Genomic DNA, 19722 nt, shown 5'->3' on the forward strand with positions numbered 1-19722 from the left:
AAAACCGGTGTGTACACCAGTCTTCAGGTTCAGGGTAACTGCAACGCTGTTGGGCACATCCTCATAGCTGGCGATATCGAAGCCGGCACCACCAATCAGTTGGTCGGCGCCATCGCCGCCGATCAATAGATCATTACCGTCCCCGCCATTCAAGACATCATTGCCAGCCAAACCGCTTATCTGATCATCGCCCGCAGTGCCGAGCAGATTATCTGCACCAGTGGTCCCGTTAATTATCGCCATTACATCATCCTTGTGTTTTTGTGTTGGAAACTACGTTGAAACTAGGTAGAAGCTTCCTGATTTCCATATGGCCATACAGTGTCCTGGCTCAATGAAGCAGGTTGTGCAAAGTTTTGACGCGAAGGTCCTCTACTGGACGGGGTTGCAACTTCCGAACCATAAATTCCGACAAACGGTTCAATGGTGAATGTAAATTTAGCAACGCGCATAAAAAAACCGACGCTCTGGCGTCGGTTTTCAGTGCAGCTCTCAGATCACATCAAGTCATCTGAATGATGGTCTGCATGATGGTGCTCTGAGTGGAGATGGTCTTGGCGTTCGCCTGATAGTTGCTCTGGCCTTTGATCAGGTCCACCAGCTCGTTGGTCAGGTTGACGTTCGACTCTTCCAGCGAGTTGGAAGCAATCGAACCCAAAGTACCGGTTTCCGGAGCGTCGTAGCCCGGGATACCCGAAGCGAACGTCTCTTTCCAGCTGGTGCCACCGATAGCCTGCAGGCCTTGTTCGTTGGTGAAGCTGGCCAGCGCAACCTGGCCGATGGCCTTGCTCTGGTTGTTGCTGAAGTTGGCGAACAACGTACCGGTGCCGTCGATGGTCAGGTTGGTGATCTGGCCAGTGGCGTAACCGTCCTGAGTCGGGATCGAACGCGCGGTGTCAGCGTTGTACTGAGTGGTCTTGGACATGGAGATGGTCACGCCAGCCGTGTTGGCTGCTGCGCCGTTAGGTACAAAGTTACCGTTGACCACGTTGCCCGGCTTCCAATTGGCCAGCTTCAAGTCGCTGCTGATGATCGGATTGGCCGGATCCGCCGGGTTAGGTGTGCTGACCTGAGTCAGATTGCCCGAACTGTCAAACGTCAGTGTCGAAGCAGTTGGAGGCGTCGTGAGTGGATTGCTACCGGTTGCATCCGGATTACGCCCGTCCACCAGGGTGTAAACCTTCCAAGTGTTTTGGCCGGTTTTCACCATGTACTGATCCATGACGTGCGAGTTGCCCTGCGAGTCGTATATCGGAGTGCTGAAGCTCTTCGTGTACGTCTCAAGCTTGCTTGGGTCGAACTTGACGGCGTTGGTGCCGGTATCAACGATCACCGGCGCAGTCGAGTTCAAGTTGATGCTCGACGTCACCAGGGAAGTCGATTTCGGCGCCAGGTTCGAGGTATCAATCTTCAGGTCGGTCAACACGCCGTTGATGATCTTGCCATTGGCGTCAACACCGTAACCCTGCAGGCGCGAGGTGTAGTCGGTGTTGGTGATGTAACCGGCGTTGTCGACCTTGAACGTACCGGCACGGGTGTAGGACACCGAGCCATTGTTGCTCATGGTGAAGAAGCCCGAACCGTTGATGCCCATGTCCAACACGTTACCGGTGTTGTTGATGTCACCCTGGGTGAACTGCTGGGACACGTTGGCCAGGCGCACGCCGTTGCCGATCACTTTGCTGCCGCTACCCAGGCGAGTGGCCGAGTAGACGTCTTCGAATTCTGCACGGGACGATTTGAAACCGGCGGTTGCAACGTTGGCGATGTTGTTGCCGGTCACGTCCAGTTGTTTGTTGGCTGCATAGAGACCGCTAAGGCCGATATTGAAAGACATATTCCACTCCTTTGTGCCGGTTAGTCGGCTCTATATACCAATGGTTTGTACTTTGGACAGGGCAACGGTGCCCTTGCCGGACAGGTTGAGCATCAGTTCGCCGCCGGTCTGGCTGATCGTCACGCTGGTGACCGTGGCCGGCAGGTAGGTCGCCATATCGGTCGAGGTACCATTGATCGATGCGTTGGCCTTGACGGTATAGGTACCGGTCTTGACCACATTGCCGTCCTTGTCCTTGCCGTCCCAGGTGAAGCTCGCGGCGCCTGCGGCACGACTGCCCAGATCGATGGTGCGAACCACCGTGCCGCTGCTGTCGGTAATGCTCACGGTGCCGCCGGCGATCGACGACGGCACGGTGACCGAACCGGTCATGCCTTTGCTCGGATCGTCGAGCTGAACCGAGTTGGTCTGCACGATGACGTTGCGGCCCACCAGCGACGATGCCTGCAAGGCTTGCGACGAGTTGTAGTTGCCAGCAAGGCCACTCACGGTGGAGTTCAGCGTAGTGATGCCTTCCAGGCTACTGAACTGCGCCAACTGGGCAACGAATGCGCTGTTGTCCTGCGGATCGAGCGGGTTCTGGTTTTTCAGCTGGGTGACCAGCAATTGCAGGAACGCGTCCTTGCCCAGGGCCTGGCCGCCGGTGGCGCTGTTGGTCGCCGAGGCGATGCCGCCGGTCGTCGAACTGCTGGCCTTCTTCGACGAGTTGGCCAGGATGTCGTTCATGCTCAAGCTGCTGGTGGTATCGGAAACACTCATGGCAGTCGCCCCTTATTACTGACCGAGGGTCAGTACCTTCTGCATCATGGTTTTGGCGGTGTTCATCATTTCGGCGTTGGTCTGGAACGAACGGCTCGCGGAAATCATGTCAGCCATTTCTTCCACCACGTTGACGTTCGGGTAGTAGACATAGCCTTTGGCGTCAGCCGCCGGATGATTCGGCTCGTAGCGCGCTTCGAGGTTGCTTTGATCTTCGACCACACCGAGCACTTGTACGCCTTGACCCGCCGCGTCCTGGCTCTGGAACAGCGAGTTGCTGCCGCTGTTCTGGCCGCCCTGGAACATGGTGGCGAATACCGGGTGACGGGCGCGGTAGGTCTGGTCGATGCTCGACGAGACGGTTTCGGCGTTGGCGATGTTCGACGCAACGGTGTTCAGACGCGTGGTCTGTGCGCTCATGCCGCTGCCGGCAATGTTGAAAACGCTGGACAGGGACATGGATTACTCTCCGCGCAGGGCTGACACCAGCCCTTTGAATTTGCTGTTGAGCAGGGTGAAGCTGGCCTGGAAGCCGACGGCGTTTTCCGCGTAGTTCGACTGTTCCAGTTGGGCGTCCACGGTGTTCTGGTCGATCGAAGGTTGCATCGGCGTGCGATACATCAGCGATTCGTCGCCGTTGCCCAGGCCTTCAGCTTCGATGTGACGGCTGTTGGTCATGTTCAGGGCGATGGTGCCGTTGGCGTTTTTCTGGGTCTGTGCTTCAAGCACTTTGGAGAAGTCCAGATCCCGCGCCTTGTAGTTCGGGGTATCGGCGTTGGCGATGTTGTTGGCCAGCACTTCGGCACGCTGGGCGCGGAAGCCCAATGCCTTTTCGTGAATGCCGAGCGCTTTATCGAAGCTGATGCTCATGTCGGGAACCTTCAGGTGACCGGTTTTTCGTAACTGAGCTTTAGCAAGCGCCGTGCCAAGCCACAAAACCCCCATAAACCGGGGCTTTGCCGGAAGTCGGCAAAGCGGCAATGCCAGAAAAGCGGCAACCGGTTTCCGCCGGATGCCGCTTTTCTGCCGCTTGCCGTCCCATCACTATCACCGCCGGACAACTGTGGGAGCGAGCTTGCTCGCGAAGGCGGTGTGTCAGCCGATGCAAATGCAGAATGTGACGGCCTCTTCGCGAGCAAGCTCGCTCCCACAGGGATTTTTGGTGTTAAGGAGAATTTCTTCGGGCATAAAAAAACGGCAGGCCTTTGCGGGCCTGCCGTTTTTTATGTTGCCGATGCAATCACTTCGCCTGGTAAATGATCCCCGGGCTGCACTGCACCATCTGGTAATGGTCCGGCAACCCGTTCAGCGCTTCGGAAGCGCCAAGGAACAGATAACCGCCCGGCTTCAACGTGCTGTGAATGCGCAACAGGATGTCTTTCTTCACTTCGGCAGAGAAGTAGATCAACACGTTGCGGCAGAACACGATGTCAAACTTGCCCAGCGCGGCATAGCTGTCGAGCAGGTTGAACGAGCGGAACTCCACGCGATTCTTGATCGGCGCCTTGATCACCCAGCGCCCCGGCCCTTTCGGGTCGAAGTAACGCTGCAAACGTTCCGGCGACAAACCACGACCGATCGCCAGGCTGTCGTACTCGCCGGTCTTGCAGTTGGTCAGCATCAGGCCAGACAGATCAGTGGCAACGATCTGCACGCCCATCTTCAACTGACCGAGGTTGGTGCGCTCGAACTCGTCGATCGACATCGACAGCGAGTACGGTTCCTGGCCCGACGAGCACGCCGCCGACCAGATCCGCAGACGCTGGTTGGGGCTGGCCTTGATCGCTTCAGGCAGCACCTTGTTCTTCAAGACTTCAAACGGATAGGTATCACGAAACCACAAGGTTTCGTTGGTCGTCATGGCATCGACCACCTGCTCGCGCAAACCGCTGCGCGGCTGGGTCTGGATGCGCTGAACCAGCTCACCCAGGGATTTGATGCCTTGCTGCTCCATCAGTTTGTTGAGACGGCTCGAGACCAGGTACTGCTTGTTTTCACCGAGCAAAATGCCACAGGCTTTTTCCAGGAAGACCCGGAACTGTTCGAAATCCAAATTACCCGTAGACAATGATGCCGCCTCTTAAATCGTGTTGACTGCCAGGGACAAAACGCCCCTAGCTGATATCTGCTGCTTTGATCCGGTCGACTACCCGGGATGCCAGGTCATCAGGGCGGAATTTGGCTAAAAAGTCATCGGCACCGACTTTCTTGACCATCGCCTGATTGAATACCCCGGACAACGAAGTATGCAGGATGATGTGAAGCTTTTGCATGCGCGCGTCGCCGCGGATTTCCGCCGTCAGGGTGTACCCGTCCATCTCCGGCATCTCGATGTCGGAAATCATCATCAGGAACTCTTCTTCCGGCTTCTTGCCTTCATCGACCAGCTTGCGCAGGTAATCCAGCGCCTGCTTGCCGTCGTTCAGCGCCACCACTTCGACACCGATCGTCTGTAGACAACGCGTGACCTGCTTGCGCGCCACCGACGAGTCATCGACCGTCAAGACACGCAACGACAGTGCCTTGGTCTGGGTCTCGACATCGACCACGCCCACCGAAATCGCTTCCGGTGTCGGCGCAACTTCCGCCAGCACTTTCTCGACGTCGATGATTTCGACTAACTGATTGTCCACTCGAGTCACAGCGGTCAGGTAGTGATCGCGACCCGTGCCCTTGGGCGGTGGATGAATCTCTTCCCAGTTCATGTTGACGATGCGCTCCACCGAGCGGACCAGGAAACCCTGGGTCTTGGTGTTGTACTCCGTGATGATCACGAACGGGTTGTTCTTGTCTTTCAACGCTCCGGAACCGGTGGCCATTGCCAGATCAAGGATCGGAATGGTTGCCCCCCGGATATTTGCCACCCCGCACACGACAGGACTGGACTTGGGCATCAACGTCAGCGACGGGCATTGCAACACTTCCCGTACCTTGAACACGTTGATTCCATAGAGCTGCTGACCGTCAAGACGGAACAACAACAGCTCCAGGCGATTCTGCCCTACCAGTTGCGTGCGCTGGTTCACCGAATCCATTACACCAGCCATGCCCAGACTCCTACACCAACGCCAAGTGTTGTTGCGACGCACATTCATTGCTAAACGGCACGGCGCTTGCTTTTTAACTCGTATGAACGCTCAAACGACATTTTTCCGACACCTGACCTCCCGCGCTCGCAAAAGCCTTTGCGCGATGTCAGCCGTCTGCTGCTTTTTCGCTGGCAGCCCTGCCATTGCTGATGCGGTTACCTTGCCTGACATGCTTATCGGCGTCACTCAGGGCTTTCTTGAGTTCACCGTAGAAGACTATCTGGCTACCAGTCAAACGGAAGGCCGCTACGAAATCGAAGTAAACCAGCTCGACCCCCGTATGCGCATGCCTATGTGCGACAAGGAATTGACAGCCACGCTGGAGAGTCCGGCACGCCCGCTGGGCCGGGTTACCGTGAAGGTTCGCTGCGAAGGCGCCTCGCCATGGACCGTGTTCGTGCCCGCTCAAGTCCGCCTGTTTCGCGAGATTGTGACCACCACGCGACCGCTGAAACGCGCAGGGATTATCGAACCACAGGACGTGACCCTGCGTGAGCGCGACGTGAGCACGATCAACCAAGGCTTTCTGACCTCGGTAGACGAAGCGATCGGGCAGAAATTGACCCGACCAACGGTAGCCGATCAGGTCATTACCCTGGTTCATCTGGAACAGGCGGAAGTCATTCGCAAAGGTGATCAAGTGGTCATCACCGCCCGCAGCGGCACGCTCGCCGTGCGCATGCCCGGTGAAGCGCTGGCCAATGGCGGTTTGAAAGAGCAGATCCGCGTGAAAAACCTCAACTCGCAACGGGTCATCAAGGCGCAAGTCACCGCGCCGGGCCAAGTGGAAGTGGCGATGTAGAAAACTGGCGCTGACCTCGGCTGTTCCCTAAACTGTGCCGCAGCAGGACACGCGCCGGCGCATGCAAGGCTCATTGTAAATGTGCCTAAAGTTTTCCAGGGGATGGCCGAAAACATGGCAAGCGTCCAAATTCCCAGAGGTTTTTATCATGGTCATCGATTTCAGCCGTTTGAACAGCTCCTCGTCACTTACGGGCAGTACACGTACCAGCAACGCCAAGGAAACCGCCGAAACCGGCACCTCCGCGCCGCTGAATACCCCGGCCGAACAGGCCAGTACCGCAAAAAGCGGGGAATCGGTACACCTCAGCAATGAGGCTCAACAGTTGCAGAAGGTCACTGACAAGCTGCGCGATCAACCTGCTGTCGACAAAGCCCGTGTGGCCGAGTTGAAAGCCGCGATTGCCGATGGCAGCTATAAAGTCGACAGCAACCGTGTAGCCAGCAAACTGCTCAACTTCGAAGCCCAGCGCTAGGCCTTTGCCTGCGCCAGGCTTTTGGACGCTTAAAACCCAAGGCCAGCCATGCACGACACTAATTTATTGCAATTGATCAACGACGACTTTGCTCCAGCTCAACAATTGCTGGAGTTGTTGCAAACCGAATCCCTCGCGTTGCACGGTCGCGACATGCCCCTGCTGGAAGAAATTCTGGCGCACAAACAGGCGTTGATCATTCTGCTTGAACAGCATGGCCGCAAGCGCAGTGAAATCCTCGCCAGCCTCAATCTGCCGACTGATCGTACAGGTCTTGAGCAATTGGCTGGCCAGTCGAGCATTGGCGAGCAGTTGTTGACGCAAGGCGACGCATTGACCGATCTGATCGCTCAATGCCAGGCCGCCAACCTCAAGAATGGTCAGTCGATCCAGATCCAGCAGGCCGCCACGGCCAATCAGCTGAAGATCCTCACGGGTGGTGAAGCGCCGGCGCTGTATAACGCCAGCGGTACTTTTGCCAAACCCGCCACACCGCGTCCGCTCAGCCAGGCATGAGCCGTTGATGCGCCAGCTCTATCAACCCGCGGAACATGCTGGCAAAATGCTGGCTAGTCGTCATATTTTGTCTGGAGATTGATAAACCGTGTCCAACGCCCTCAGCGCGGATGATGCTCCGCAGCCCCCTAAGGTGCTTACCACGCCACTGGAAATCTCCAGCAACCTGCGCCAGCTGCAAGAAAGCCACGATCCGCTGATCATCACCTTTCATGAGCGCAGCCAGCGCTTCCAGAGCTACCTGATCAAAGTTGACCGCGACAGCGCTTCGATCGCACTGGACGAGATGATCCCGCGTGATGGCGAACGCTTTCTGCTGGCCGGCGAGCCGTTCAAGGTCGAAGGTTTTCATGACGGTGTGCGCATTGCCTGGGAATGCACCGGCACACTGAACATCGAAGAGTCCGAAGGTGATCGTTTCTACACCGGCGAACTGCCGACCGAAGTGGTTTACCACCAGCGCCGCAATGCTTTCCGCGCCGCGCTGAAACTGACTGATCTGGTCAGCGTTGAACTGGGCGGCGAAAAGCTCAAGGCGCCGATCAACGGCAAACTGCTGGATATCTCCGCGACCGGCTGCAAGCTGCGCTTCGAAGGCGATATCACTGATCGTCTGCAATTGGGTCAGGTCTATGACCGTCTGATCGCCCCGCCGCTGTTCGGCAACCAGCCGACCTCCGTCGAACTGCGCTATCTGCACTTCGAAGAAAAACTCAACATCACCTTTGCCGGCCTGCGCTTCCACAACATCAGTGGTCAGGCCGCGCGCAACGTTGAGCGTTTCGTTTATCAGTTGCAACGTGAAGCACGCCGTTTCGATAAAGACGATATGTGATTCTTAGCGACAATAAAAAGGGCAGTCCCTAGCGGGGCTGCCCTTTTTTACGCGCGCTGTGTTTTGTTCAGTTCAGGGTCTGCCACCGCTGAGATCAGGCGCAGGATTATCGGTATCCGGTTCGACTTCTGCCGCAGGCTCTGCCTGAGTAGCAGGTTCAGGCTCGGGATTTGCCGGCGTCTGCACAGGGTCCTGCACCATCTGCTCCTGCACCACCTGCTCGTCGACCCGAGGGTCGAGGGCAGCCACCAGTGGCGAGCTGGACATGCTGTCCGGCATGGCCACGTGATGCAGCGGCGCGTCGTCGACCTGATGCAGATTGGTCACGGCTTTCGGCCGGATCCGCCACACCAGCACCAGCGCGAAGAAGCTGAAGAACGCATACAGGCTCTGGCTGCCGAACAGCTTCATCAGCACACCCGCCAGCAACGGCCCGATGCTCGCGCCGACCCCATAGGTCACCAACAACATTGCTGTCAGCGACACCCGGCGATCCCCTTCCACGTGGTCATTGGAGAATGCCACCGCCAGTGGATACAGACAGAACTGCACCAGCGAACAGAGAAAGCCAACCCCGAACAGCACCTCAAGCGGCACCTGCGGCAACACCGCCAACGGCAATGCCGCCACCGCCAGGAACCCGGCAAAGCAGCGAATCAGCAGCGCCCGGTCATAGCGGTCAGACAGCCAGCCCAACGGCCACTGCACCAGCAAACCGGCAAAGATGCAGCTACCCATGAACAGACCGACCTGCTCGGTCGACAGCCCCTGTTGCGAGGCATACAACGGCGCCAGACCGTAGAACGAGCCGATGATCAAACCAGCGCCCAGCACCGTACTCAACGACTGCGGCACCCGCTTGATAAAGAAGCGCGGCTCCATCGGCGCCGGATGCAGCGGCGCCGGGTGAATCCTTCGAGTCAATGTCACAGGCACCAGACACAGCGCGAAGCACAGCGCGACCAGCATCAGCAGTTCAAGACCCAAGCCCGGGTGCATGACCAGAATCAGTTGACCGAGCACCAGACCAAGGTATGAAGCGATCATGTAACCGCTGAACACCAGGCCACGCTGATTGGCGTCCGCCTGCTCGTTGAGCCAGCTCTCGATCACCATGTATTGGCACATCATGCCCAGACCGACGATGGTCCGCAGCACCAGCCACGCCGGCAGCCAATCGACCAGACCATGGCCAAGCACCGCCGCACCGACGATCCCGGCACACGCTGAATAAGCACGGATATGCCCGACCCGGGCGATCAGCCGGTGACCGATCTTGCCGCCCAGCACCAGGCCGAAATAGTTGGCCGCCATCAGCGCACCGACCCAGAGGCCGTCGACGTTGTCAGCGGCCAGACGCAAGGCCAGATAAGTGGATAGAAGGCCCGAGCCGATCAACATCATCAGCGAGGCGAAATACAGCGCTCGAAAGGATTTCCAGATTTGGCGCATCGGCGTTCCGAGCGGCTCCTTGCAGTAAATACCGGGCTATCAAACGATAGCCCGATGGCGACAGTTCGTCAGGCCTGGGCTGCTAGAACACGCCGTTCCCAGGGAGTGATTTCATCAAAGAAGCTGGTCAACTCCATGGTCTTCGAAGCGATGTAGCCTTCGATGAACTCCTGTCCGAACAGTTCCCTCGCCAATTGGCTACGTTTCAGACGTTCGAGCGCGGCGTGTAAGGTACACGGCAGCGAAAGATTGTCCGGCACCTCGAACTCGCCCTGTATCGCCTCGGTCGGTTCCAACTCGTGCTCGATGCCATGCAAACCGGCGGCCAGACTGGCAGCGATTGCCAGATACGGGTTGGCATCGGCACCCGGCAAGCGGTTCTCGACCCGTCGAGCAACCGGCGAACTCGCCGGAATTCGCAGACCCGCCGCACGGTTGTCATGGGACCAGCACGCGTTATTCGGTGATGCGTACGGATGGCACAGACGCTGATAGGAGTTCACGTTTGGGGCAAACAACGCGGTGAAATCAGCCATGCCTGCCTGCTGCCCACCAATGAAGTGGCGGAACATCGCCGTCGGCTCACCCTGCTCGTCACTGAAGACATTCTTGCCGCTGCGGCTGTCGACGATGCTCTGGTGAATGTGCATCGAACTGCCCGGCGTGTGCGCCAGCGGCTTGGCCATGCACACCACGCTCAGGCCGTGCTTGAGCGCGACTTCCTTGAGCAGGTGCTTGAACAGGAATGTCTGGTCGGCGAGCAACAGCGGATCGCCGTGCAGCAGATTGATCTCGAACTGGCTGACGCCCATCTCATGCATGAAGGTATCGCGCGGCAGGCCGAGGGCCGCCATGCATTTATAGACTTCATTGAAGAACGGCCGCAGACCGTTATTGGAACTGACGCTGAACGCCGACTGGCCATCCTCGCGACGACCATCGAGGCCAACCGGTGGACGGAACGGCTGAGTCGGATCGCTGTTCGGCGCGAACACGAAGAATTCCAGTTCTGTGGCCACCACCGGCGCCAGACCGCGTGCCGCATACCGAGCGATGACCGCTTTGAGTTGCCCCCGGGTCGACAGATTGGAGCTTTCGCCGGTCAGTTCATCGGCGTCGCAAATGGCCAAGGCACGCGGGTCGTCACTCCATGGCAAACGATGGATCTGGGTCGGTTCGGCAATCAGCGCAAGATCGCCGTCATCACTGCCGTAAAACCGCGCGGCAGGGTAACCGCCCATGATGCATTGCAGCAGCACACCCCGCGCCAGTTGCAGACGCCGCCCTTCGAGAAAACCCTCGGCGGTCATCACCTTGCCCCGTGGTACGCCGTTCAAATCCGGCGTGACACATTCAATCTCATCAATGCCCGTCAGTCGCTGCGCGAGTGAACGCTGGCCATCGGTTGTCATGACGCAATCCTTGTTATTGTGCGAGCCGCGAACGGCGACCCGTACAAAATAGGCTCCGGCTGTTCGGAATATCAAGCAGCGTCAAACAAAAACCCGTGTCACGGCAGATAAAGGCTGAACACCCCGCCGCCGAGCGGTCCGCCGTTGCTGATTTCGGTGCGACCTTCGACGCCATTACGCTGATGCAGCGCGGCGATGCGATTGGCGAAGTACAGGCCAAGCCCAGTGCTGCCGCTGCTGTGATTGATGCCCTGCACATAATCGGCCTGACGTTCGAGCATCTCGACCGGATAGCCGTCGCCGTCATCATTGATGCTCAGCACCAGTTGCCCGGCTTCGTCGCTGACGGTGATCAGCAACGATTCGCGCGCATAACGAATCGCATTGTTGATGCAGTTGCCCAGCACCGAAGCGATCAGCTCGCGATCGAAGAAACCCAGCGGGCTCAGCGGGTCGACTTCATAGGTGGCGATGATCCCACGACTGGCAAATACTTCTTGATGCGCCGCCAGTTGCGCCTCGATGAAATCGTCGAGTTCGTGATAGGCCGGTTGCAGCGGCAGCTGGTTGACGCCGAGTTTGTACAACCCGAGCAACTGCACCAGCATGCCGTTGAGGTGGGCGAACTCGAAGTCGATCACGCCCGGCTCCGTGCCTTCGCGCAGCTCTTGCGGCAACCGCGCCAGCCATTGGCTGTGGGCCTGCATGAGCATGGCCAGCGAGTTCTTCATGTCGTGGACGGTGGAGGCGATCACCGTGGAAAAATCCAGAGATTGCTCGTCTTGGTTCATTCGCCAAACGCCTTGCTTTTCAGCTTCTGATAACGCGCAAAACGCGCGTCGGTGTCGGGCATCAGGCCAACCATTTTCAGGCAGGCCCGACATTCTTCCAGCTCCGCCGACGGCACACTGGTGTCGGTGCCGTGGAGCAGCGACTGGGCCATGTTCAGCGCGATACTGATGTTCTTCGGTTGCATCTTCAGCGCCTTGCGGAACACCTCGCGGGCCTCCACCAGATTGCCGGTCTTGTACACACGCACGCCCTGACGGTTGAGGTCGGCGGCGGCGTTGCTGGAACTGAGGATCGTCGGATCATCGGTGAGCTTGGCGATGTCTTTCATCACCGCCGGATCGTCGCCGTAGATTTCCGCACAGCTCTTGAGCATCGAAGTGCCCGCCTCGGCCTGACCAAGCATCTGCAACTGTTTGGCGACCAACAGCGCCGCCTCCGGACTCATGAATTGCTCCATACCGTCGAGGCGCATCATGGCTTGCTCGGTGAGCTTGTCGGCAGTCTCGGCATCGTTGAGCAGCAGGCTGGTTGCCTTCATCAGGCGTGCACGAATCTGCAGGCCCGGATCGGTCGGGTTCTCTTTGGCCACGGCGCTGAGGGTGGTGTTGATCTCCAGCCGCGTGCGCGTGTCGAGACCGCGCTCACTGCCCTTGCTGATCAGCGCATGGGCGAGACCGAGGTTGCTTTCCGGATCCTTGAAGCGTGACTGCGCGCCTTGCGACACCGCTTGACGATAGGCGCGCGAAGCGGTGTCGAAATCCTCGTTGGTCATCGCCAGTTTGCCGAGCAAGGCCTGACGACGCACGGCCAGCGGCGACAAGCGAATCGCCTCTTCCAGCACCTGCTGCGCGCCTTTGGTGTCGCCTTCGGCAACCAGCACGTCGGCCATACCGTCGTACAACGACGGCATCATCGGGAACACCTTCAGCGCTTTCTCATAAACGCCTTTGGCTTGCGCCACCTGACCGCGCTTGAACAGCAACTTGCCTAGTCCGGCGAACGCCCATGGCAACGGCCGGTCGGCGATGATGCTGTCGTAAAGCCGTTCCAGCGCTTCGTTCTGGTTCATGTCGCGCAGCGCATCAGCGCGGTAGCGCAGGCACAGCGGCGAATAACGAATGTCCTGCTTGCACAGGGCAATACAGGCATTGAGCACCTCGACCGGTTTGCCGCGATCAAGGGCTTGCAGAATCGGTTTGAGCAACGTCTTGCGCTGCTCCAGACGCTCCAGGCGCTGCGCCAGCCCGGAACGGTTGAACGGTTTGGTCAGGTACGCATCCGGCTCGTGCTCCAGCGCACTGAGCACCATCGCCTGACTGGTCTCGGCAGTGACCATGACGAACACCGCTTCATGGCTGATCAGCTTTTCCAGCATCAGGTCTTCGAGCACCTGCTGGCCGTTCTTCTTGCCGTCGCCGAGATGGAAATCCTGCAGGATGAAATCGTAGGACTTCTGCGCACACATCTTCAGCGCCTGCTCACCGGTATCCGCAGTGTCGACGTCCTTGACCCCAAGTTCGCGCAGCATCGAACGCACGGAACTGCGGAAATCCGAGAAATCATCGACGATCAGAAAACTCTTTTGGTGATACGACAGCATCGAAGATTTCCAGGCAATTGAAGAGGATGAATCGCGGCAATTTCAGGCGCGCAGATGATAGCTGGCGGCCAAATGCTATCAAGCGATTTCGCGCGACTTTTAAGTCACCGAGTGGGTTATCGGCCACCAGTGGCGTTCTCTGAAGCCGGCGCTTCAAGATTCCTCGTTCTGCGATTACTCTGCGCAGCTTCTTGGCTTTCCACTACAAGGTTGCTCTCGTGTACATCAAAGGACGTTGCATCGTGTCCGCCTGTGCGCTGCTGTTTTTCCAGCAGGCAATGGCGGCTGGAATGGATTGTGCGAAAGCGGTGAGTGCAGTTGAGAACGCTGTTTGTGCGGATAAAGGGTTGTATGCGCTGGATACGCAGATGGGCGCTACCTACAGCAAACTCATGAGGTCCATGCCAGATAAAAAGGCCGAGCTGAAAAGCACTCAACGCCTTTGGCTAAAGGACCGCAACCAATGTGCTGAAGATGTCAGCTGCCTGAATCAGCGTTATCGCGAACGCCTTGAATCGCTGCAAGCGCAATGGATCGATACGCTGGCGTATTCGCCCGACGAGATGGACAAACAGGTGATGGCGCAACTGCAGCAGCGTATTGAGGCAGCGCGCAAGGTTGATCCCGAGTTTGCCCTGGAAAAGACCCTTGATGCATTCACGGTAGGCCTCGATAAAACGTCGTTTGCCGGAATCCCCGATGACGATGAGCAAACACACTTTCCCGAGACGATTCCGAATGGGGTGAGTCAGGATGAATGGAAGGCATTAACTGCGTCCAACATCACCGGGGCCGCCGACACAGGCCAGACGACTTATATCCTCACTGATCTGGATGGCGATGGGCTGCGCGACCTGATCGTTGAAACGTATTCCGGCGGTACAGGGTTGTTCTCGTATACCGAAACCTGGCGCGGCATGGGCAACAGGTTCACCAGACGGGGCGCCGAAGCGGCTCCCGAAGCCAACGCCGAGACAACCCTTTTCTACACCAATGATCGCGGCGCCAACCAAGCGGTCAACTGGATCAAAGTGCATGGAAAAATCTACGCCGCCTACCGAGACAGCGCCTATGGTGTTGATAAGGTCTATCTGCTCAATCCCCTGCAGATCAACCGTCAGGTCCCGACGATAACGGTGCAGTATCGTTATCAACTGAACGTGCCTCGCACGCAGGCGAATCAGGACAATCCGACGGCCTATGAACTTGAACCTGCGGTGCAAAAGGCGCTCATGCAAGGCCTGACCAAGGTAGGCAAGAACGAAACAACGAGTTCCAAACCGATCTGCCCAATCCCTCCGTCAGGTCCCGGGGACGAGGACTATTACAGTTACGGTGCAAGTTATTACGCGATTGAACCGGTCGCTGATGTTCCGGTGATCCTTGGCGATGACTGCTTTATCGCCAGACTGATCAACTGGTATGGCACCTACGATGAAAAAGACGGGCTGTTTGCTCAACTGACCCTGCGTAAACCGGGGTCTGAAGAACAGGCACAAAGTTACACGGTCAATGGCCGCCGCCACATCACCCAAATCAGTACTTCGATAGGCAAGGCTGAGGGTGGCGCGGCAAACTAGCCAGCGATGATTGAAATAAAAAAGCCCCGGCAGATCGTTCTGCACGGGGCTTTTTTGCGAGCATTTGCAATGCTCTGAATGATGGTGTCCCAGGGCAGGTTCGAACTGCCAACCTTCCCCTTAGGAGGGGGATGCTCTATCCAATTGAGCTACTGAGACACTGAGTTGTCGAGGCCAGAGACGGCGCGACGGACGGCGTGCATGTTAACGGCCGGGCCCTGATTTGTCATGTCATCCGTAGGGCTTTTTAAGTGTAGGCAGGCGTCCTGCAATGCTGTGGGAAGATTTACCGTGCATTTTGCACTCCCCCAAAAAGCCATCATTGCAGATTGCAACCCGACGCCTTAGAAAAACCCTTCCAAATGCTTGTTTTTAAAGGACTTAACAGCGGTTAGACTGTTGGCACGACAGCTGCTTTGCCTGTTCCATAGAAGAACAATCGGAGCAGCGCCCCATGAACAGCACCCTCTTGCTCGCAAACGCAGCCGCCTTGGCGGTTCTGCTGGGTTTCCACTTTGCCCCACAGGGTGCTGCGCCGGAATCGGTGGCGCAGCGCATGCCGCATTACTTGCAGGTGCAGAAGGCGCCGCAGTTGGCAGTGCTGAATGATCAGGGCGGCATCACCCGTAAAACCGTCAGTGAACCTGGGCAGGCACTGCCGGCGGACGCTGGCGAACGTCTGGTTTTTTGAAATATCTTCAGGAGTACAGCATGTCCAAGTCAGCTGCAGGATTTCTGATCCTCGCCTTATTGAGTGGCGTTGTGCATTTTGCGCTGTTCGAGGAAACCGAAATCACCCTGCCGTTGATTGGCTGTGGTGTGTTTGCGGTGTTGTTCGTATTGGCACTGGTTGCCGGCCGCCGGATCAAGTTTGATCCGGTGTTGCGTTGAGTCGGATCAGCTCAAGCAATTGATGAACGGCGGCCGTCAGGTCGCCGGAGTTATCGATCAAGTGCACCGGTGCGTCGCTTGATCGCCTGTCCTTGAAGAGCGCGTTGCGCGCGAGCCTGGCGTCGATCTGCTCCAGCGTCTCTCGCCCACGGCGCAACAAGCGTTCGCGCAAGACCTCATCCTTGACTGTCAGCAGAACCGGCAACAGCGTCGGGTAGCTTTCCATCGCCTGACGCAGATTGGCGCGCGAGCCGTTCACCAGCACATCGCGCCCCGCACGCAACCATTCGTCCATTTCTCCGGGAATGCCATAGGCCAGGCCATTGGCTTGCCACGCCAGGGAAAACTCGCCGGCGCACTGACGTCGTTCGAACTCTTCAGGCGTGACGCCGATGGCATCCTCACCCACCGACTCCGCTGATCGGGTAATCACCCGACGCATGATCTCGCAATGCCTCGCCCGCAATGGCTCACGCGCGGCCTCGATCAGGCTGTCCTTGCCTGAACCGGACGGTCCCATCAGATAAATAAGCCTGCCATCCATCCTGAAAAAGCCCTCGGGGACGTGTCTGCCCCTAGTAAATCGGCAAATTGCCACTATCCTGTACAGGTAAGGAACAAAGGAATGAAACCCGCATAGCATGCACGTTCCGAGGTCTTCGGACATCAATTGATCTGCATGAAGAAGCGGTCAGAGATGCCGGCCAAGGTAAAGTTTTCCAACCAGTCCGCATTTCTGATAATTGGTGCTGGCATTACGCCTTTACCCGGATCAATATTTGTCACAGAATTGACGCCAATGATCTGGCAATTTTGAGGCATGATGCCGGCCTCTTAACAATTCAGGTTGAACCATTTGGCGCGGATGCTTGTCCTACCACACATCCTGCGGCCAATCCCGAGAACCGCTCCCCTGAACTAACCGGTTAAATATATGCGCCCATTGAAACAGGCAATTTATTCCAGCCGTACGGCTGACAAGTTCGTCGTACGTCTGCCAGACGGAATGCGTGAACGCATTGCCGAGGTGGCTCGCAATCATCATCGCAGCATGAACTCCGAGATCATTGCGCGCCTTGAGCAGAGTCTTATTCAGGAAGGTGCATTGGGCGAAGAGCTGAGCATGCGCCTGGACAGCCCGGAGCTGTCGCTTCACGAGCGCGAGCTGCTGCAACGCTTCCGTCAGCTGTCCCACCGTCAGCAGAACGCGTTGGTGTCCTTGATCGCCCACGACGCTGAAATGGCCGCAGACGCGTCCTGAGCCGTACCGAACACCTCAAGCCAGCATGATTGCTGGCTTTTTTTTGCCTGCGATTTGAGGGCTGCACAGATAAAGCTACACGCATAAAAAAGCCCGCCAATCGGCGGGCTTTTCATTTAAGCGGATCAGAGCAGGAAGATTGTCGCCAACCCCAGGAAGATGAAGAAGCCACCACTGTCGGTCATTGCCGTGATCATCACGCTGGCACCCATGGCCGGGTCGCGGCCCATCTTGGCCAGAGTCATCGGGATCAACACCCCCATCAACGCCGCGAGCAACAGGTTGAGCGTCATCGCGGCCGTCATGACCACGCCCAGCGACCAACTGCCGTAAAGCAGATAAGCGACCACGCCGATCACGCCACCCCAGACCAGACCGTTGATCAACCCGACTGCCAGTTCCTTACGCATCAGACGTGAAGTATTACCGGTGCTGACCTGGTCGAGCGCCATGGCGCGAACAATCATGGTGATCGTCTGGTTACCGGAGTTACCGCCAATACCCGCCACAATGGGCATCAATGCGGCGAGCGCTACCAGCTTCTCGATCGAGCCTTCAAACAGGCCAATCACACGTGACGCGACGAACGCGGTGATCAGATTGATCGCCAGCCACGCCCAACGGTTGCGCAAGGATTTCCATACTGAAGCGAAAATATCTTCCTCTTCACGCAGACCCGCCATGTTGAGGACTTCGCTTTCACTCTCCTCACGGATCAAGTCGACCATTTCATCGATGGTCAGACGGCCGATCAGCTTGCCGTTCTTGTCGACCACCGGGGCCGAGATCAAGTCGTAACGTTCGAACGCCTGAGCGGCGTCGTAGGCGTCTTCGTCCGGGTGAAAACTCACCGGATCGCTGGCCATGACATCGGCCACCTGCTTCTCCGGGTCGTTGACCAGCAAACGCTTGATCGGCAGCACGCCTTTGAGCACACCGTCGTAATCAACTACGAACAGCTTGTCGGTATGACCGGGTAGCTCTTTGAGACGCCGCAGATAACGCAGAACCACTTCGAGACTGACATCCTCACGGATCGTCACCATCTCGAAGTCCATCAGCGCACCGACCTGCTCCTCGTCATACGACAAGGCCGAACGGACACGTTCGCGCTGCTGGTTATCGAGGCTCTCCATCAGCTCATGGACGACGTCTCGCGGCAGCTCGGAGGCCAGGTCAGCAAGTTCGTCGGCGTCCATGTCCTTGGCGGCAGCCAGGAGCTCGTGATCGTCCATGTCGGCGATCAGCGTTTCACGAACCGAATCGGATACTTCGAGAAGAATGTCGCCGTCGCGATCGGCCTTGACCAGTTGCCAGAGCGTCAGACGATCGTCCAGCGGCAAGGCTTCAAGAATGTAGGCGACGTCGGCGGAGTGCAGATCATCGAGCTTGCGTTGCAACTCGACGAGATTTTGCCGGTGAACCAGGTTTTCAACCCGGTCGTGATGCGCGCCTTCCTGGCGATGAGTCAGGTCTTCAACGACGCGCTGACGCTGCAGCAGCTCGACGACTTGCGCCAGTCGATCCTGCAGGCTTTCCTGTGTTTTCTTTACTTCGATTTCAGACATAGGCGAACTCCACTCCCAGCAGCGGGGCACGCCGGAAGGATCAATCAGTCAATTCATGATTGGTGAAACGGGGTACTGAGTAACTACTGGGTAAGTCCATGGAGGTTTTCCACAAGCCCCGGCGGGGCTGACGGGCGCAATGATACACCGCCTGACGGTTTTAAACGTTAAAAAATCACGGCCGAAACAAGCGCTTGCGAAACAAACCTGAGCACTGTCCTGATCCTTGCAAATGCGACGACTCATCCTGAAAAGAAAACACACCGGCAATGAAAAATGTAGCGACTACCCTTCAGCGTAGATCGTCATGGAGGACGTCGAATGCCATTGAAATCAGCGCTGCCTTTATTACTCACCTGCCTGCTTTTCCTCCCGCCTGCCGGGGGCGCTACCACCCTTCATCGCTGCGAAGCTACCGACGGCAGCATCACCTTCACCAGCATGAGCTGCGCGAGCGGCGAACAGCTGTCCGTGCAGGAAGTCCATCCTTATATGCCCGGGTCAGTTGTGGCAGTGATGCCGGAACACAACCACGAAGAAATATCCGGCATGAAAATCAAAGGACGCGAACCTGGCGTTGTTGGCACCGCCGAAGACCCGTGTGGAAACCTGATCGATGCCAGACAACGTCGCGAAGCGATCATCAATCAACGCGTGATTGCCGGAATGAGCCAGCAGGATGTCGAAAGCGCGCTGGGCAAGCCGGACAAGGTGAATATTCGGACATCGACGACGAGCTATCGCTATGACCTCAAGCGAGGCAGAAGTGCTCAAGTCGATTTTGATGAGAGGGGCTGCGTGAAAGGAAAAGCCAAATCCCGGACAGCAAAAAGCCCGCGTTAAACGCGGGCTT

At 57.5% G+C, this 19722-nt stretch carries 23 protein-coding genes and 1 tRNA gene; 9 read left to right on the plus strand and 15 right to left on the minus strand.

Annotated features, from left to right (window positions below; genetic code table 11):
• From GTU76_RS30250 to GTU76_RS10475, 7 genes are all read right to left on the minus strand, one after another.
• Positions 1–243, minus strand: a 243-nt coding sequence (locus tag GTU76_RS30250) for a calcium-binding protein (RefSeq protein WP_425503631.1), incomplete at its 3' end; no start/stop codon positions are given.
• A 259-nt stretch (positions 244–502) separates the two neighbouring features.
• Positions 503–1837 (minus strand): flagellar hook protein FlgE, encoded by a 1335-nt coding sequence (gene flgE / locus GTU76_RS10450; RefSeq protein ID WP_016983978.1) that lies wholly within the window; start codon positions 1835–1837, stop codon positions 503–505.
• Positions 1838–1867: 30 nt separating this feature from the next.
• Positions 1868–2596, minus strand: coding sequence for a flagellar hook assembly protein FlgD (gene flgD / locus GTU76_RS10455; RefSeq protein WP_175553464.1), 729 nt, complete (start codon positions 2594–2596; stop codon positions 1868–1870).
• Between the two features lie 15 nt (positions 2597–2611).
• Positions 2612–3055, minus strand: coding sequence for a flagellar basal body rod protein FlgC (gene flgC / locus GTU76_RS10460; RefSeq protein WP_003227217.1), 444 nt, complete (start codon positions 3053–3055; stop codon positions 2612–2614).
• Positions 3056–3058: 3 nt separating this feature from the next.
• Positions 3059–3466 carry a flagellar basal body rod protein FlgB gene (flgB, locus tag GTU76_RS10465; RefSeq protein WP_007917581.1) on the minus strand — a complete coding sequence of 136 codons (408 nt, stop codon included), beginning with the start codon at positions 3464–3466 and terminating at the stop codon, positions 3059–3061.
• 370 nt (positions 3467–3836) lie between these two features.
• Positions 3837–4664 (minus strand): protein-glutamate O-methyltransferase CheR, encoded by an 828-nt coding sequence (cheR, locus tag GTU76_RS10470; RefSeq protein WP_016983976.1) that lies wholly within the window; start codon positions 4662–4664, stop codon positions 3837–3839.
• 46 nt (positions 4665–4710) lie between these two features.
• Positions 4711–5643 carry a chemotaxis protein CheV gene (locus tag GTU76_RS10475; RefSeq protein ID WP_007917585.1) on the minus strand — a complete coding sequence of 311 codons (933 nt, stop codon included), beginning with the start codon at positions 5641–5643 and terminating at the stop codon, positions 4711–4713.
• Between the two features lie 82 nt (positions 5644–5725).
• Between GTU76_RS10475 and flgA the strand changes: the two genes are divergently transcribed.
• From flgA to GTU76_RS10495, 4 genes are all read left to right on the plus strand, one after another.
• Entirely contained in the window at positions 5726–6487 is a 762-nt protein-coding gene (gene flgA / locus GTU76_RS10480; protein ID WP_026000512.1) for a flagellar basal body P-ring formation chaperone FlgA, read from the plus strand.
• Between the two features lie 148 nt (positions 6488–6635).
• Positions 6636–6962 (plus strand): flagellar biosynthesis anti-sigma factor FlgM, encoded by a 327-nt coding sequence (gene flgM, locus GTU76_RS10485; RefSeq protein WP_007960324.1) that lies wholly within the window; start codon positions 6636–6638, stop codon positions 6960–6962.
• Between the two features lie 48 nt (positions 6963–7010).
• Positions 7011–7478 carry a flagella synthesis protein FlgN gene (locus tag GTU76_RS10490; protein WP_095123062.1) on the plus strand — a complete coding sequence of 156 codons (468 nt, stop codon included), beginning with the start codon at positions 7011–7013 and terminating at the stop codon, positions 7476–7478.
• A gap of 88 nt (positions 7479–7566) precedes the next feature.
• Complete coding sequence (locus tag GTU76_RS10495; RefSeq protein WP_095123064.1) at positions 7567–8313, plus strand: flagellar brake protein; 747 nt, start codon at positions 7567–7569, stop codon at positions 8311–8313.
• A gap of 72 nt (positions 8314–8385) precedes the next feature.
• Here GTU76_RS10495 and GTU76_RS10500 read toward each other — a convergent pair whose 3' ends face one another.
• The 4 genes from GTU76_RS10500 to GTU76_RS10515 form a co-directional block, all read right to left on the minus strand.
• A complete protein-coding gene (locus GTU76_RS10500; protein ID WP_175553462.1) occupies positions 8386–9765 on the minus strand; it encodes an MFS transporter in 1380 nt (459 codons plus the stop codon).
• A 68-nt stretch (positions 9766–9833) separates the two neighbouring features.
• Positions 9834–11075 carry a glutamine synthetase family protein gene (locus tag GTU76_RS10505; RefSeq protein ID WP_175555657.1) on the minus strand — a complete coding sequence of 414 codons (1242 nt, stop codon included), beginning with the start codon at positions 11073–11075 and terminating at the stop codon, positions 9834–9836.
• A 200-nt stretch (positions 11076–11275) separates the two neighbouring features.
• A complete protein-coding gene (locus GTU76_RS10510; protein WP_180698578.1) occupies positions 11276–11968 on the minus strand; it encodes a sensor histidine kinase in 693 nt (230 codons plus the stop codon).
• Positions 11965–13569 (minus strand): tetratricopeptide repeat-containing response regulator, encoded by a 1605-nt coding sequence (locus GTU76_RS10515; protein WP_016983969.1) that lies wholly within the window; start codon positions 13567–13569, stop codon positions 11965–11967. The genes GTU76_RS10510 and GTU76_RS10515 overlap by 4 nt, the downstream gene beginning before the upstream one ends.
• 218 nt (positions 13570–13787) lie before the next feature.
• Here GTU76_RS10515 and GTU76_RS10520 point away from each other — a divergent pair, with 218 nt between their 5' ends.
• Positions 13788–15149 carry a lysozyme inhibitor LprI family protein gene (locus tag GTU76_RS10520; protein ID WP_180698579.1) on the plus strand — a complete coding sequence of 454 codons (1362 nt, stop codon included), beginning with the start codon at positions 13788–13790 and terminating at the stop codon, positions 15147–15149.
• 82 nt (positions 15150–15231) lie between these two features.
• On the opposite strand, the gene GTU76_RS10525 is transcribed toward GTU76_RS10520, so the two are convergent.
• A tRNA-Arg gene (locus tag GTU76_RS10525) sits at positions 15232–15308 on the minus strand.
• 295 nt (positions 15309–15603) lie between these two features.
• Between GTU76_RS10525 and GTU76_RS10530 the strand changes: the two genes are divergently transcribed.
• Together GTU76_RS10530 and GTU76_RS10535 are read left to right on the plus strand one after the other, a co-directional pair.
• On the plus strand, positions 15604–15840 hold the full coding sequence (locus tag GTU76_RS10530; RefSeq protein ID WP_016983967.1) for a hypothetical protein: 237 nt from the start codon (positions 15604–15606) through the stop codon (positions 15838–15840).
• Positions 15841–15860: 20 nt separating this feature from the next.
• Complete coding sequence (locus GTU76_RS10535; RefSeq protein WP_016983966.1) at positions 15861–16040, plus strand: PA3371 family protein; 180 nt, start codon at positions 15861–15863, stop codon at positions 16038–16040.
• On the opposite strand, the gene phnN is transcribed toward GTU76_RS10535, so the two are convergent.
• Positions 16015–16584 carry a phosphonate metabolism protein/1,5-bisphosphokinase (PRPP-forming) PhnN gene (gene phnN / locus GTU76_RS10540; protein ID WP_016983965.1) on the minus strand — a complete coding sequence of 190 codons (570 nt, stop codon included), beginning with the start codon at positions 16582–16584 and terminating at the stop codon, positions 16015–16017. The two genes, GTU76_RS10535 and phnN, sit on opposite strands and share 26 nt — an antisense overlap.
• A gap of 122 nt (positions 16585–16706) precedes the next feature.
• Positions 16707–16862 (minus strand): hypothetical protein, encoded by a 156-nt coding sequence (locus GTU76_RS10545; protein ID WP_180698580.1) that lies wholly within the window; start codon positions 16860–16862, stop codon positions 16707–16709.
• A 112-nt stretch (positions 16863–16974) separates the two neighbouring features.
• Between GTU76_RS10545 and GTU76_RS10550 the strand changes: the two genes are divergently transcribed.
• On the plus strand, positions 16975–17301 hold the full coding sequence (locus GTU76_RS10550) for an Arc family DNA-binding protein (protein WP_003178899.1): 327 nt from the start codon (positions 16975–16977) through the stop codon (positions 17299–17301).
• A 125-nt stretch (positions 17302–17426) separates the two neighbouring features.
• Here GTU76_RS10550 and mgtE read toward each other — a convergent pair whose 3' ends face one another.
• Entirely contained in the window at positions 17427–18869 is a 1443-nt protein-coding gene (mgtE, locus tag GTU76_RS10555; RefSeq protein WP_016983964.1) for a magnesium transporter, read from the minus strand.
• Between the two features lie 321 nt (positions 18870–19190).
• Here mgtE and GTU76_RS10560 point away from each other — a divergent pair, with 321 nt between their 5' ends.
• On the plus strand, positions 19191–19712 hold the full coding sequence (locus tag GTU76_RS10560; protein ID WP_180698581.1) for a cell envelope protein SmpA: 522 nt from the start codon (positions 19191–19193) through the stop codon (positions 19710–19712).
• The last annotated feature ends 10 nt before the right edge of the window (positions 19713–19722 follow it).

Source organism: Pseudomonas crudilactis (assembly GCF_013433315.1).
Lineage (GTDB): Bacteria > Pseudomonadota > Gammaproteobacteria > Pseudomonadales > Pseudomonadaceae > Aquipseudomonas > Aquipseudomonas crudilactis.